Origin of the sequence: Thalassotalea sp. HSM 43, assembly GCF_004752005.1 — a bacterium.
GTDB lineage: Bacteria > Pseudomonadota > Gammaproteobacteria > Enterobacterales > Alteromonadaceae > Thalassotalea_A.
This window is the reverse complement of the sequence record NZ_CP038493.1, coordinates 2,251,644-2,265,590: the sequence shown is the minus strand read 5'-3', so window position 1 is coordinate 2,265,590 and position 13,947 is coordinate 2,251,644. Positions and strand designations below refer to the sequence as shown.

Sequence of the window (13,947 nt, the reverse complement as noted above, 5' to 3'; positions counted from 1 at the left end):
AATTTATTGCAACAGCACAAGGCTAACAGATTAAATTTTAAAGACCCATTTACGGTAAGTTTGTAATTCGGCTATCGATTCACGAATATCATCAAGCGCCAAATGGGTGCCTTGTTTACTCACTTTATCGAGTAATTCTGGTTGCCAGCGACGCACCAATTCTTTGATGGTACTGACGTCTACATTGCGGTAATGAAACCACTGTTCAAAATCTTTCATATAGGCATTAATAAAGCGGCGATCCTGACCTATAGAGTTACCACACATTGGCGATACGCCTTTATCAACATACTGCTCTATAAATGCGATGGTGTGTCGTTCCGCTTCTGCCAAACTCGTTGTTGATTGACGACAGCGCTCGGTCAAGCCGCTTGCACCATGCTGTTTAATGCACCATTCATTCATATTGGTGAGCACATGGTCAGACTGATGAATAGCAAATACCGGACCTTCGGCAAGAATATTTAAGTCGGCATCGGTAATGATTGTGGCAATTTCAAGAATAACATCCTGTTCAGGATCGAGTCCGGTCATCTCTAAATCTAACCATACTAGATTGTTTGCATCTACTGCCATTTCTTTGCCTACTGATTGATAATTTTCATTCTTGTGCTGCTGCGAGTATAATACGGCATATTCATAACTATTCATATACTTGAATAAGCAACCAAAGCAATTTCATAGTGGCAAAAGCGAAAAAACTGACCAAAGGACAACACCGACGAATCAAGAAAAATCTTGCTGACAAGTTGAATAAAAGTAAGCAAGAAGTATGGCAAGATTCTGAACTTGGCGATGCCGAACAAGGGATTATTATCAGCCGTTTTGGCCAACACGCCGACGTGAAAAGTCAAACTGGTGATATCGTTCGATGCAACATCCGCCGCACGGTCGATTCATTGGTTTGCGGTGATAATGTGCTTTGGCGTCCGGGCAAAGAAACCAAGCACAGTATCAGCGGTGTGATTGAAGCGGTGCACGAGCGTCACTCACTGTTATCACGTCCTGATGTTTACGACGGTGTTAAGCCGATTGCTGCCAACATTGATCAAATTTTTATCGTCTCATCGGTGGTTCCAGCATTTAACCCAGATATTATCGATCGTTATTTGGTTGCCACCGAATTAACCGGTATCAAGCCTATTATTGTGCTTAATAAAATCGACTTGCTCAGCGCAGACAATCAAGAGCTTATTGACCGTCATTTAAGCCTGTACGATGAGATTGGCTATGAAGTACTAAAAATAAGCTCCAAACATCAGCAAGGGTTGCAAGCGATAGAGCAACGCTTACTCAATCAAACCAGCATTTTCGTCGGTCAATCCGGTGTTGGTAAATCAACCTTAGTAAACAAGCTAATGCCAGAGCTGGATTTGGTCACCAATGAAGTCAGTGAAATGTCCGGTCTAGGTCAGCACACCACCACCGTTGCCCGTTTATACGACTTCCCAAGCGGAGGTCATTTAATCGACTCACCAGGGATTCGCGAGTTTGGTCTTTGGCATTTAACCCCAGATCAAGTCGATCAAGGCTTTATTGAATTTCAAGAATACTTTGGCTATTGCAAGTTTCGCGACTGCAAACATCAGGATGATCCTGGTTGCGCATTGCAAAAAGCAGTTGAAGATGGCCATATTAATCCATTAAGGTTTGCCAGTTATCAACGAATACTTGCCAGTCTGGGCAGTAATACACTAACATCCCGTTTTAAATAACCTATAATAACCAACCTGCGCTTCGGCCAGGTACGAAAAAGGAAAACCAAGTGTCTTTGGATAATTTAAAAATTGCCCTGCAATACGCACTACCTAAAACTGCGTTATCTCGATTGGTTGGCAAATTCGCCGATGCCAAAGCAGGTGCAGTGACAACCTTTGCTATCAAACGTTTTATCAAATCTTACGGCATTGATATGAGCGAAGCGAAACTGGAGAATGCCAGCGACTTTGCCACTTTTAATGAATTCTTTACTCGTGAATTGAAAGACGGAATTCGTCCAATCGATCCGGACACAAATGAAATATGTTTCCCTGTTGATGGCACCATAAGCCAGCAAGGCGATATCGTTAATGATCAAATCATTCAGGCCAAAGGCTTCAATTATTCATTAGAAACCCTACTTGGCGGTGATCCGAAAACCGCAGAACCTTTTCAAGGTGGTAAGTTCTCTACCATCTATTTGGCACCTAAAGATTATCATCGCATTCATATGCCAATCAAAGGCACCTTACGAGAAATGATTTTCGTTCCAGGTGAGCTATTTAGTGTTAACCCTCTAACCGCTGAAAATGTGCCTAATTTATTTGCTCGTAATGAGCGTGTAGTCACCATATTTGATACTGAAATTGGCCCAATGGCCTTGGTTCTAGTTGGTGCAACCATTGTTGCCAGCATGGAAACCGTATGGGCAGGTACTATCGCACCGAGTGGCGGTAAAGCACTTAAACGTTGGCACTACCCTGCCGCTGACGAAGCCGGTGCGATTACCCTAGAGAAAGGCGAAGAAATGGGTCGCTTTAAACTTGGCTCAACCACAGTATGTTGTTTCCCAGCAGATACCATGGATTTTTGCACTGATGATGGTCCTGGTACTATTACCCGTCTTGGTAAGCCGTACGGATATTTAACCAAAAGCGAATAACTACCATGTTAGTTTTAGCTCACCGCGGTGCCAGCGGTCACGAACCTGAAAACACATTGTTGGCGATAGAAAATGCCTTGCAAATGCAGGTTGACGCCATTGAAATTGATGTGCATTGGGCCGATGGTGAGCTAGTGGTTATTCATGATCGAAAAGTCGATAAAACCACCGATGGTCAAGGCCAATTAAAGAACCTCAGCTTTGCGCAAATTCGACAGCTCGATGCTGGTAAAGGCCAACAAATCCCGACCTTAGATGAAGTGCTTGAACTTATTCAAGGCAAGTGTCCGGTAAATATCGAACTGAAAGCGGATAATACCGTTGTTGCGACCTTAAGCGCCATCGATAAAGCGGTTCAGGAGTATGGATTCGACTACGATCAATTTCTCTTGTCGAGCTTTAATCACCACTTATTATTGCAGATTAAATCGCTAAATAAGGCGATAGATATCGGCGCATTAACCGCCAGTTGCCCTGTCGATTACGCTGCATTCGCACAGCGCTTAAACGCCTACAGTGTGCATATCAGCGTTGACTTTATTAATCAGGCATTTGTCGACGACGCCCATCAACGCGGCCTTAAAGTATATGTTTATACCGTCGATGACGAAGAAGATATCATCGCCATGCACCAGCTTGGTGTCGATGCTATTTTTAGCAATTACCCGACCCGCTCATTACTGAAAATCGCCCATTTAAAAGGGGCACCTAAATCGGATGCCCCTATTAACTAAATCAATCTGTCAGCGCACTATATCTTACAGTCGTATTCGATAACGCCCTTGATTATCTTTTTTGCCCATAAAGCCTAGCATTGGTTGCAGCTGCTCTGGGAATTTAGCACCTGGTTGTAAGAAACCCGTTGCTGATAAACGACGTCCATTAAATATCGCATCGAGTTGCAAGCCTAGGTTATTTTCTGGTTTAACTGCCAGCAGCACGTTGCCTTTTTCACAGCTAATATCCGCAGCCAAATCGCCTAATGGGACATATTCGCCAGTTGCATCAAGTTGTGCTTGCTGCCAATTAACAATACCTGTAGCTGCATTACATACGGCTTTGCCTGGGGTGTACTCTGGTAAGTCTAGCTGTACTTGACCTGCAGCCTTAATATCAATCATTAGATTGAGTTTGCTGGCAATGTAGTCAGCATCAGCATTGATTTTGACATCTTGTAATGACGCCACAGACAGTAGATCAGATGCGGTAAAGCGACCACTATAACCCAATCGCGGGTTACCGAATTCAACATCGGCACTCGGGTTAAAGGTTAATAATGACAAAACACTTAATGACCAACGCACATCTTCTATTTTGTGTTGACCTAAGTAAACGCTATCGACGTTACCGGAAAATATAGAGCCAGAGATCTGACCTAGTTGAACGGTTTTTGGTAATTTAAAATGACCAATGATTTTCTTTGCCGGTGCATTGGCTACAACAAATAGCAAATACAATACTAGAAATGCCCCGGCAGGGGCTAAATACTTCTTAACGATAGCCATCTTATCCTGCTTTAGCTAATTGTAAACGACGCACCGCAATAGTTCCCGGCGCATTACCTTCAGTTATATCTATGGATTCAATCAGTACACCTTCGTTACTGTTCAAATTATTAAGCCAGCTAACGAAAGTATTAAAAGGCACTTCATCAATCCAAACTTGCAAATCGTCACCTTGCGGTTGCATGCGAGCAATATCAATCGATTGACGCTTAGCCGTGCGATTCACAATGCTTGATAAACTGCCACCAGTGCTCTTGATACCACCAGCTTTTTGCAATGCTTGCAGTTTTGGTAGATTCTCATCAACCCAAGCCGCTAATTGCTGCTGTCTCTCAAGCTTCTGTTGTGCCTTTTCTACACTGTTATTTAACGGCTGCCATATTAAAAAATAAAATATAAATATCGCAACCACGACGCCCATAATCGCCGCTAATTTTTGTTCTCTTGGATTAAGTCCTAACCACCATTGCTTCATGACTTACTCCTGATATTAAACGAACCACTTATCTGGTCACCTTGATTGTTCTGCGCACCAACTTTAACGTCAAAATTAGAACTTTCAAGTTTTTGCTTAAAACGTTCAAAACTCTGATAGTCATTGCCAACAACGGAAAGTCGCAGTTCTTGGCGCTTGCCATCGAAGCGAATCGAACTCGGTTTAATTTGCGGCACATCAGCAAATGCAGGTTGCACGTCAGCAAGGATGGGTAAAAAGCCATTACCTTCGCCACTAGCACCTAGGGCTTGCAACTGTCTTTCAATTTGACTCTTAACCGTTGTTAAACGGACACGCTTGGTCTTTGGGAACGCCTTTTTATAGCTGGCTTCAATTTTCTTGCCAACCGCGGTGTATTGATTTTCTAATTGATTAAGCTGAACCACTTTGCCGATCAAATTCAACAACAATGCAAATGCGGCTATACCGGCCACCCATAACCAGTTTTGAATATGTGGTGAGCGCTTCTCTTTAACCTGAAAGTCACCTTGCAATAAGTTAAAGCTAACATCTTTGCTATGGCGTGCAAGCAATAACAAAGGTAATGGGTATGCTTCGCTGATTACATCTACGGATTCAAGTTCGGTTTCAAACGGACTATAACAATGCATACGCATTGGCTCGGCATCGTCTTCGTCTTCTTCTTCATGAACCTGTGCTAAGTGCTCTACCGCCAACGGTAACAACGACTTATCGACCACAAACCCACTAAAGCCACCGTAACGCAAAAGGCATTGATCGTTGATAGCCACCATGCTCAAGCCATCGTGCAATGGCATACACAGCACATCAGGAATAATGCGTTTAACCACCAAGCCAGCCTCTTCAAACCAAGATAGCCAGGTAGTTATTTGTTGATGGCTGCTGTAGGCAACAAAGCAATTTTCGTCGCCTTGAAAATCCTTGGGCTTATTGGCGTAGGCAAAAAACAACTCATCTACGTCTTCAGCTAGCTCTTCTTCCAACATATAAGGTGTTGCCGCCCGTATTGAGCGGTCATTTTTGCCTGGTACTTTTAGCTTGCGCAAACCAATGGCCGTACTGTCAACCAATACCGTCAGTTGGCGACCTTCGGCTTTCTCAAGCAATGTCGCTAACTGCTCTTTACTGTCAAGTTCGCCACTGGCAATCTCATCCTCATGTTCATGGGATAAAATCAGCCATTGCAGCGGAGCTTGTGGTTGGGCAGAGATACGTATAAATAATGTTTCCCGCATTAATTTGCTCCGATCGTCCTATCTACCACACTAATAGATTCATCTTCATTAATTTTCATCACAGATTTCATACTGAAATAACTGTCGTTAAATGACGTCTTTGTGGTCAACATAAAGTAGTCACTGTCGACCACGAATTGCTGACGCCATTGCTTTTGATTCTTGATACCTTTGACCACACTTAAATCATATAAGGCGCTCAAATCTTTAAACCCTTCTTCGCCACGTTCTGCTAAGATTTCTTCCGCAGTACTGGAGTCTATACCCCCAAACAAGGCTTGTAATAACTCAATCTTTTCTTCATCTAAGGTATTGATATTAATTTGATGGCGATGTGAGTTCGGTATGACACAAACATAATCTTGCAAGGCTAATATTGCCTGGGCGCTAAAATGTTCAACTAAACGCAATTCATTACTACTAACCATCAAACTATTGGCGGCCAAATATGGGTACTCACGTGACGCATAATCATTGTCTTCGGCACCACCTGGCGCTGCAATCATCGAATCTTCATCAAGCCAATCTTGTAAAGCTTCAGCCATTGCTTCAGCAGTATAGCGATCAACACCTTCAATATCGAGTAAACTGACTAATTCGATAAAGGCTTGTTTCGCCTTGTTTTTAATTTCTTTGCCCTGCTGATTGTCATCATCATCATTGCCATTACCTGGATTTTGCGATTCGCCGTTATCGGGATCATTATCCGGGTCATTGTTATCATCATCACCTTGATCCGACGCATTATCATCGTAGTTATTGCTCTGGTTTGGATTATTCAATGCGTTAAGATTAAAGCAAGATTGTAAATCCTTGATTTCACCACTAATTTCACCCAAATCAACAGGAAACGCGGTTTCCCCAGCAGCCCAAGGTTGTCCTAAATGAGTGACCGTCTTGTCTTTATTGTCTTGAAAAGATAAGGCTAATACCGTCTTACCAAACGCTTCTGCGCCCATGGCGTACCAATAGGCCTGCTGATTGGAATTGATATTTTCCGTACGTTGTACCTGAAAAATTAGTGCCGAGCTCATGCGACTGGCGATGATCACACAAATTGCCAGCACCAGCATAACCGTAACCAATGCAACGCCGCGTTGTTGTTTAGCGCTAGTTTTGATCATCATTGCCCCCAGACTTATCAACGATGCCGGCAACCAAAAACTGGCGGCGAATCATACCAATATCGGTTAGGGTCATTTCAATAGCGACAGCCAATGGTAATTCTTTACTCGGGGTTTCTTTAACCCATTTATTACCATCAAAAAATTCAAAGTCGACTTGTTCAACACCGGTTATCAAGGGTCTAACTTTTGGTTCGGTACCTATGACCGAATCAACGAAGATATAATGAAGACGATTTAAAGTCTCTTCTTCTAATTGATAAGACACCGCTTGCACATCAGAGCGCGGTAATAATAATGCTGGATTGCGCCAACCTTGACGCACGAAGGCGATACCATGGGTATTACTTGAATAGGTCGATTCATTAGAATAGACGAAACTTTCTAGTGGCTCTTCACCATTTAAGCGCACTGAGCGCTTGGTCATTTGCAGGAAATCTCGCTCCATAACCAAAAATGCGCGTTGTAATTCTGTTAAACGCGCGCCCTTTTCAGCATTTACTTCACTGGAGGCATTTATGGTCGATAATACCGCGGTACTGCCAAGAGAAATTAGCGCAAAAATGAAAATTGCGATAAGAATTTCAATAAGCGTAAAACCGGTTTGGCGCATCATTTTCTTACCTTAGGATTACTAACGTAAGTGATTAAACTGGCAAGCGGGTATTTGTCATCTTCGCTTTCCCTTACCTCAATGGTAATGGCACGCATGTTCTTGTCTTCAGTTTCCTGAATAATACTTTGCCAATGCCATTCATGGCCGGCCATTTCTTCCTTACCGTTTTTCTTTTTCGGTGGCCACTGTTGCTGCAAGTTTGCCTCAACCAGTTGGTTTGACGCGACCCACGTAGCGATGCTTTTAACTTCTAGGTTCGCGGTACCGTTTAAACTGGTGGCAGCAACATTCATCACCGCGGTACCTGCCAAGGCAAATATCGTAAGTGCCAACAACACTTCAATAAGGGTGAATCCGTTAGCCCTGTTCATCTTCAAACGGCCCCTCGACTTTTAGCGGTAAGGTATATTCAGCGAGTACTTCGTAGAAAACTGGGATGTCATAGTTGTCATCGTAAATGAAGGTCAACTTAAACGGGGTAATATCACCACCTGACAAGATAAACACTTGCGGATAAACCGGCTCTTCGTCTTCCTTGAAACCTTCATCGTATTCGAAGTCTTCAAACATGCTTTGGTTAACTTGCATAGCGTCTTCGTCGATTGGCAAGTCATCAAGGCTCAACTCGATAGCGAAAGGTTCATCAAAAGCGACTTCGGTAAGAATATCCTGATCTGGAACAGGCACCCAACGGGTACCATCAAAGGCGAGAAAACGATAGACGTTGTCTTCTACATGTAAGCCCAGCTCAAGATTATTGAGCAGGGCATACTCACTTGCCAATGAAAATAACTCGGCAAATGTGTGGCTGTGTTTTTCCAACTCGTCGGCAGGCTCAGTACCACGTATATTGGGAATGACTGCGGTATACATCATTCCCAATACAACCAATACCAACATTATTTCAAGTAAGGTAAAACCCTTAACACGACGAGACACAAACACATCCTAAGCCAAATTAGCCTTCAGAACCCGGACCACCGGCTTGCCACTCTTTGATGTTCCAGTTACCAATGTCATCATCAGTACCTGGTTCACCATCTTCACCAGAAGAGAAGATATCGTAGCGACCAAATTCACCTGGGCTAATTAAGATATAGTCATTGCCCCAAGGGTCTTGTGGCAGACTCGATACATAGCCACCCGGCAAAAAGCGACGCGGAAGAGGCTCAATATCTGTCTCTTCAACTAAGGCTTCTAAGCCTTGTTCTGTGGTTGGAAATTTAAAGTTATCGGCCTTATACGTGATCATCGCTTTTTCCAAAGCTTGTACGTCTGAAATTGCCTTTTGAACATTAGCACGGTCCAAGTTACCCATGACATTAGGCAATACCATTGCACCTAATAAACCGAGAATTACGATTACGATCATAATTTCAAACAAGGTAAAACCGCGAACATTACGGCGTTTTTGCACTTTCATTTTGACACCTTATATCATTGTATTTAACTGCAGTATTGGCTGAACGATTGCCATTACAATAAATAAAACTATGGTTCCCATAGTTACCATTAGCGCTGGTTCAAAGATTTTTAACGATATACTGACCAGCGCTTCAAATTGGCGATCTTGGTTGTCAGCAGCTCGTTCGAGCATTGATTCCAACTCACCTGATTTTTCACCACTGGCTATCATATGGACCATCATTGGCGGAAATAGTTTGGTTTGTTTCAGTGAAGCTTGCAAGCTCGCACCTTCTCTAACCTTATCTGCAGCTTCACTGACCCGTAATTTTATATAATCATTGGTCAAAACCTCACCTGCGATACGCATACTTTCCAGCAAAGGAACAGAACTTGCGGTCAGTATACTTAAGGTGCGGGCGAAGCGTGCAGTATTCAAGCCTTTGGTGACTTTACCTGTAATAGGCAAACTCAAAGACTTCTCATGGACCTTCATTCTAAAGCCGGCTTTTTTCATCATTTGTCTAAAGCCAAACATGCACAGCACAATAAATGCCAAGATCCACAACACATAATTTTTGAGAAAATCACTGACCGCAATCAACACTTGCGTAGAACCTGGCAATTGTTCGCCTAAATGATCAAACTGACCAACGATTTGCGGCACAACCGCGACTAACAACACGACGATTACCGATACCGCGACGAGCGTCATAATGATTGGATAAATTGACGCCTGAATGATTTGCGAACGCATGTTTTGACGTTGTTCGGTATAGTCCGCCAAACGATTAAGAACTTTATCCAAATGTCCCGACTTTTCACCTGCCGCCACCATGGCGCGAAACAGGTTGTCGAATATATTAGGAAATTCCGCCATCGATTCCGCTAAGGTGAAACCTTCGTTGACCTTAGAACGGACCGACATAATCATGCTTTTCAGCTTGTCTTTTTCACACTGCTCAGCAACCGCGACCAGCGTTTCTTCCAATGGTAACCCTGATTCTACCAGAGTAGCCATTTGACGTGTTATCAAAGCGAGCTCAGAAGATGATATTTTTTTGCTGCCAAAGGCACCGCCAGCGGCTTGTTGTTTGGCTTTGGCTAACGCCGGCGTCACTTCAATGGGGATCAGGCCACGCTCGCGTAATATTGAACGCACTTGCTTAGCGTTATCGCCTTCAAGAACGCCCTTTTTATTTTTCCCACGGTCATCGACCGCTTGATAATCAAATGCTGCCATTTAGACTAACCTTCTCGGGTTACACGTAAGATTTCTTCCAACGTTGTAACACCGGCTAGGACTTTATCAAAACCATCATGGCGAATACTTGGTGTATTGGCGCGTACCGCCCTAACGATGGCTTGTTCACCAGCGTTATTTTGAATCAATTCTCGAACGCTATCATCAACCACCAAGAGTTCATGAATACCGGTACGACCGCGATAACCAAGATACTTACATTTCTCACAACCAACAGCTCGATATATGGTGTGTTCTTGTTGATCATGGATATCTAATAAACGAGCTTCTTCGTCGTTCACTACATGGGCTTCTTTACAATGTGGGCACAAGGTACGAACTAAGCGCTGTGCCAGTACACCGATTAAGCTCGACGAAAGTAGAAACGGTTCAATACCCATATCTTCAAGACGGGTAATCGCGCCTGCTGCGGTATTGGTATGCAGCGTCGACAACACCAAGTGACCGGTCAAACTCGCTTGTACCGCAATTTGTGCCGTCTCAAGGTCACGAATCTCACCGACCATTACCACGTCTGGATCTTGACGCAATATCGCACGCAGACCTCGGGCAAATGTCATATCTACCTTAGTATTCACCTGAGTCTGACCAATGCCTTCTATCGCGAATTCAATTGGATCTTCAACGGTAAGGATATTACGTTCAGATGAGTCTATTTGCGTTAAACCTGCATACAAGGTGGTACTTTTACCGGAACCAGTTGGGCCGGTCACCAAAATAATGCCATGTGGCTTGGCAATGACATCGGTAAAATTCTTACGAGCTTCGTCTGTCATACCTAAGTCGATAAGGTTTAATCGCGCGGCGTTTTTATCGAGTAGACGTAACACCACTCGTTCACCGTGACTTGAAGGCATGGTTGATACACGGACATCAACAGCACGACCACCGATAAGCAACGAAATACGACCATCCTGAGGGATTCGTTTTTCGGCAATATCGAGCTTTGCCATAACCTTAATACGAGATACTAGCATCGACGCAAGCTTACGATTTGGCTTAAGGATTTCTCGTAAAACACCATCAATACGAAAGCGTATTTTTAGCATTTTTTCAAAGGTTTCGATATGTATATCAGAGGCGTTTTCTTTAATCGCTTCAGACAACATGGCATTGATTAATTTGATAATCGGCGCGTCGTCTTCATTTTCGAGCAAATCTTCTGCGTCATGGATTTCATCGGCCAATGAATACAAGTTTGCTTCATTACCGATATCTTCCATCAACTGTTGCGCTTCTGATGAATCGCGTTGATAAGCTAACGTTAATAAACGCTCAAATTCTTCTGGGCTATGCTTGGTTATCGAAAACGGCTGCGAAACATAACGCTGCGCTTCTAACACAGCGTGCAAGTTTGCTTGACCTGCGGTATGCATCACTAATCCGTCATCGGTTTGCTCGGTTAACACACCATGACGTTTGGCAAAACCAAAAGGCAAACGAATCGGGTCAGCTAATTCAGCTTCCTCAGGGAGTTCATCAAACAACTCTTTTGGGCTGGCCAATTCGTCGGCCAGCTCGTTTGCTTCGTTGATAATGTCGTTATTTTCGTTACTACTCATTTGTATCTTCTTGTGTATTTGACTCGTCAGATTCATCTAACTTATCAATAGCACGTTGTTGCATATATTCATCAAACGATGGCGGAAGTTCTAAGTTCTCTTCCCATTCAGGTAGCAATGGTAATTTAGCATCATCCATCAACTGCAAACCTGCTTCTTGTTTTTCCATCTCTACAGCACGCATGTAGTTGTAGCGTTTCTTGGTGATAGCATCCATTGCCGTACCTTCACGGATAATGGTTGGACGCAAGAACACCATAAGATTACGCTTACGCGTCGTACTGCCGGTTGAACGGAATAATGCACCAAGTAATGGAATATCACCTAAGATAGGCACCTTTTGCATCGATTCTTGTACGTCTTCATCAATCAGACCACCAAGAATAATCGTTGCGCCATTATCAGCCATTACCGTGGTTTTGATTTCACGTTTGTTAATTGAAATATCAACGCCGGTTGCACCACTGACTGATGACACCTCTTGTTCAATTGTCAGCTGTACACCACTGCCTTCATTAACCTGAGGGGTCACTTTCAGCTTGATACCAACTTCTTTACGGTCAACCGTTGTGAACGGGTTAGAATTATTACTGCCGGTTTGTGAACCGGTGATAATCGGTACTTCCTGACCAACAATAAAGTAAGCTTCTTCGTTATCTAATGTGGTAATACTTGGCGTTGCCAAAATGTTTGAATTTACATCGGTACTTACCGCTTGCACGATAGCACCCCAATCGTCTTCAACAATACCAAACATCATACCGCTGACATTACCAAGTAATTGCGCAAGAATTGTGTAATCACCCGGGGTGTCTGGGTTGTTTGATTCGGTTACAGAACCATCAGGGTTGGTAATAATGGTTTGCGACGCTTCTTCACCTTCAGCGGCAATGGCGCCAGCGGCGATACCAGAAATAGGCACAACACCGTTATTAAATTGAGTGAAACCACCGTCTTCGTGATACCACTGAACACCAAGTTGAGCGCCGTCAGATTCGAATACTTCAACAATAATTGCTTCAACTAAGACTTGCGCTCGGCGGATATCCAATTGACGAATTACCGTTTCCAAAGAACGCAACATATCCGGTTCGGCGGTGATAACCAAGGTATTGGTATCATCATGTGCTTCAATCGATACATTACGATTTGAACTGTTACGACGTGCGGTTGTGGTTTTCGTGGTGCCGGTTGTTGTGGTACTGCGTTGAATACTGTCAGATACCGACTGCATCACCTGCACTAGATCTGCGGCTTTTGCGTATTTTAAGTAATAAACGCGGGTATTACCTGAGGTTTCTAATTCACTGTCTAGCTTGGCTATCAGTTTGGTAATACGTTCACGCGCTTTCAGCTCACCTGAGACAATGACCGAGTTAGTACGCTCATCGGCAACAATTTTTGGTATCAGAAACGCTGGAGTATCCGATTTGCCGCTCTTTGGCTTATTGATATTTTCAATAATGCGCACCATTTCACCCGCTGATGCAAATTCAAGCTTGACGATTTGTACGCCTTGGTCACCAGCTCGGTCTACTCGTTGAATGATATTGGCAAGTCGATTAACTACCGCTGCCGTACCTGTCATCATAATAACGTTAGATGGTTCATAGTGAACCACGTTACCACCGCCGGCCTGATCACTTAGTTGACGAAGCAATGGCGATAATTCTCGAACAGATACATTCTTAACTTCAATGACACGGGTGACCATTTCGTCACCAACACCAGAATTCTTATCACCAACAACCGGAATATTTGCGGTTTTAGCATCCTTATTAGGGATTACCTTGATGATATTGTTTTCCATTTCTACAACGGAAAAACCATAGACTTCCAGTACGTTAAGGAAAAACTGATAGTACTGCTCTTCGCTTAACAGGTCATAACTTCGGACATTAATTTTACCACGAACTTTCGGGTCAACAATGATGGTTTTTTGCAGGTTTTTACCAACTATGTTGATAAATTCGGTAATTTCTGTGCCTTTAAAATTTGGAGAATATTGTGCTGCATAAGCGTTGCTGACGCTTAAGGTACATGCCATAGTCATGGCTGCCAACATACTCGCTGAGGCTCGTTTTAATTGTTTTGCGCAAAATGTTCGGCGCATGAATG

General features: G+C 43.4%; 15 protein-coding genes. 3 read left to right on the top strand and 12 right to left on the bottom strand.

Annotation, left to right across the window (positions count from 1 at the left end):
* Positions 1-30 precede the first annotated feature (30 nt).
* Entirely contained in the window at positions 31-576 is a 546-nt protein-coding gene (orn, locus tag E2K93_RS09705; RefSeq protein ID WP_135440458.1) for an oligoribonuclease, read from the bottom strand.
* 107 nt (positions 577-683) lie between these two features.
* Here orn and rsgA point away from each other — a divergent pair, with 107 nt between their 5' ends.
* Genes rsgA through E2K93_RS09690 form a run of 3 tightly spaced genes read left to right on the top strand, consistent with a single transcriptional unit; the run spans position 684 to position 3,375 of the window.
* Complete coding sequence (gene rsgA / locus E2K93_RS09700; RefSeq protein WP_135438908.1) at positions 684-1,715, top strand: small ribosomal subunit biogenesis GTPase RsgA; 1,032 nt, start codon at positions 684-686, stop codon at positions 1,713-1,715.
* A 50-nt stretch (positions 1,716-1,765) separates the two neighbouring features.
* Entirely contained in the window at positions 1,766-2,641 is an 876-nt protein-coding gene (gene asd, locus E2K93_RS09695) for an archaetidylserine decarboxylase (protein WP_228445253.1), read from the top strand.
* Positions 2,642-2,646: 5 nt separating this feature from the next.
* Positions 2,647-3,375 (top strand): glycerophosphodiester phosphodiesterase, encoded by a 729-nt coding sequence (locus E2K93_RS09690; RefSeq protein ID WP_135438907.1) that lies wholly within the window; start codon positions 2,647-2,649, stop codon positions 3,373-3,375.
* A 24-nt stretch (positions 3,376-3,399) separates the two neighbouring features.
* Here the strand turns inward: E2K93_RS09690 and E2K93_RS09685 are convergent, their stop codons facing one another.
* The 11 genes from E2K93_RS09685 to gspD are packed head-to-tail and all read right to left on the bottom strand — an operon-like array spanning position 3,400 to position 13,942.
* Positions 3,400-4,146 (bottom strand): type II secretion system protein N, encoded by a 747-nt coding sequence (locus E2K93_RS09685; RefSeq protein ID WP_135438906.1) that lies wholly within the window; start codon positions 4,144-4,146, stop codon positions 3,400-3,402.
* 1 nt (position 4,147) lies between these two features.
* Positions 4,148-4,621, bottom strand: coding sequence for a type II secretion system protein GspM (gene gspM / locus E2K93_RS09680; RefSeq protein ID WP_135438905.1), 474 nt, complete (start codon positions 4,619-4,621; stop codon positions 4,148-4,150).
* Positions 4,618-5,859 (bottom strand): type II secretion system protein GspL, encoded by a 1,242-nt coding sequence (gspL, locus tag E2K93_RS09675; protein WP_135438904.1) that lies wholly within the window; start codon positions 5,857-5,859, stop codon positions 4,618-4,620. The genes gspM and gspL overlap by 4 nt, the downstream gene beginning before the upstream one ends.
* Positions 5,859-6,986 (bottom strand): type II secretion system minor pseudopilin GspK, encoded by a 1,128-nt coding sequence (gene gspK, locus E2K93_RS09670; RefSeq protein ID WP_135438903.1) that lies wholly within the window; start codon positions 6,984-6,986, stop codon positions 5,859-5,861. Before gspK ends, gspL begins: the two co-directional genes overlap by 1 nt.
* The gene (gspJ, locus tag E2K93_RS09665) at positions 6,970-7,599 is read right to left on the bottom strand and encodes a type II secretion system minor pseudopilin GspJ (protein WP_135438902.1); all 630 of its coding nucleotides are present in this window, start codon (positions 7,597-7,599) and stop codon (positions 6,970-6,972) included. Before gspJ ends, gspK begins: the two co-directional genes overlap by 17 nt.
* Positions 7,596-7,970, bottom strand: a complete 375-nt coding sequence (gene gspI, locus E2K93_RS09660; RefSeq protein WP_135438901.1) for a type II secretion system minor pseudopilin GspI — start codon at positions 7,968-7,970, stop codon at positions 7,596-7,598. The genes gspJ and gspI overlap by 4 nt, the downstream gene beginning before the upstream one ends.
* Positions 7,957-8,538 carry a type II secretion system minor pseudopilin GspH gene (gspH, locus tag E2K93_RS09655; protein ID WP_135438900.1) on the bottom strand — a complete coding sequence of 194 codons (582 nt, stop codon included), beginning with the start codon at positions 8,536-8,538 and terminating at the stop codon, positions 7,957-7,959. The genes gspI and gspH overlap by 14 nt, the downstream gene beginning before the upstream one ends.
* 19 nt (positions 8,539-8,557) lie before the next feature.
* Positions 8,558-9,022: a type II secretion system major pseudopilin GspG gene (gene gspG, locus E2K93_RS09650; RefSeq protein ID WP_135438899.1), complete on the bottom strand. Its 465-nt coding sequence runs from the start codon at positions 9,020-9,022 to the stop codon at positions 8,558-8,560.
* Positions 9,023-9,031: 9 nt separating this feature from the next.
* A complete protein-coding gene (gene gspF, locus E2K93_RS09645) occupies positions 9,032-10,246 on the bottom strand; it encodes a type II secretion system inner membrane protein GspF (RefSeq protein ID WP_135438898.1) in 1,215 nt (404 codons plus the stop codon).
* Positions 10,247-10,251: 5 nt separating this feature from the next.
* On the bottom strand, positions 10,252-11,829 hold the full coding sequence (gene gspE / locus E2K93_RS09640; protein ID WP_135438897.1) for a type II secretion system ATPase GspE: 1,578 nt from the start codon (positions 11,827-11,829) through the stop codon (positions 10,252-10,254).
* A complete protein-coding gene (gene gspD, locus E2K93_RS09635; RefSeq protein WP_135438896.1) occupies positions 11,822-13,942 on the bottom strand; it encodes a type II secretion system secretin GspD in 2,121 nt (706 codons plus the stop codon). Before gspD ends, gspE begins: the two co-directional genes overlap by 8 nt.
* Between the last annotated feature and the right edge of the window lie 5 nt (positions 13,943-13,947).

Coding starts and splice junctions, on each gene's coding strand:
- gspM (WP_135438905.1), bottom strand. CDS start 4,621: ATGAAGCAATGGTGGTTAGGACTTAATCCAAGAGAACAAAAATTAGCG.
- gspL (WP_135438904.1), bottom strand. CDS start 5,859: ATGCGGGAAACATTATTTATACGTATCTCTGCCCAACCACAAGCTCCG.
- gspK (WP_135438903.1), bottom strand. CDS start 6,986: ATGATGATCAAAACTAGCGCTAAACAACAACGCGGCGTTGCATTGGTT.
- gspE (WP_135438897.1), bottom strand. CDS start 11,829: ATGAGTAGTAACGAAAATAACGACATTATCAACGAAGCAAACGAGCTG.
- orn (WP_135440458.1), bottom strand. CDS start 576: ATGGCAGTAGATGCAAACAATCTAGTATGGTTAGATTTAGAGATGACC.
- gspD (WP_135438896.1), bottom strand. CDS start 13,942: ATGCGCCGAACATTTTGCGCAAAACAATTAAAACGAGCCTCAGCGAGT.
- E2K93_RS09685 (WP_135438906.1), bottom strand. CDS start 4,146: ATGGCTATCGTTAAGAAGTATTTAGCCCCTGCCGGGGCATTTCTAGTA.
- gspF (WP_135438898.1), bottom strand. CDS start 10,246: ATGGCAGCATTTGATTATCAAGCGGTCGATGACCGTGGGAAAAATAAA.
- gspI (WP_135438901.1), bottom strand. CDS start 7,970: ATGAACAGGGCTAACGGATTCACCCTTATTGAAGTGTTGTTGGCACTT.
- gspG (WP_135438899.1), bottom strand. CDS start 9,022: ATGAAAGTGCAAAAACGCCGTAATGTTCGCGGTTTTACCTTGTTTGAA.
- gspJ (WP_135438902.1), bottom strand. CDS start 7,599: ATGATGCGCCAAACCGGTTTTACGCTTATTGAAATTCTTATCGCAATT.
- E2K93_RS09690 (WP_135438907.1), top strand. CDS start 2,647: ATGTTAGTTTTAGCTCACCGCGGTGCCAGCGGTCACGAACCTGAAAAC.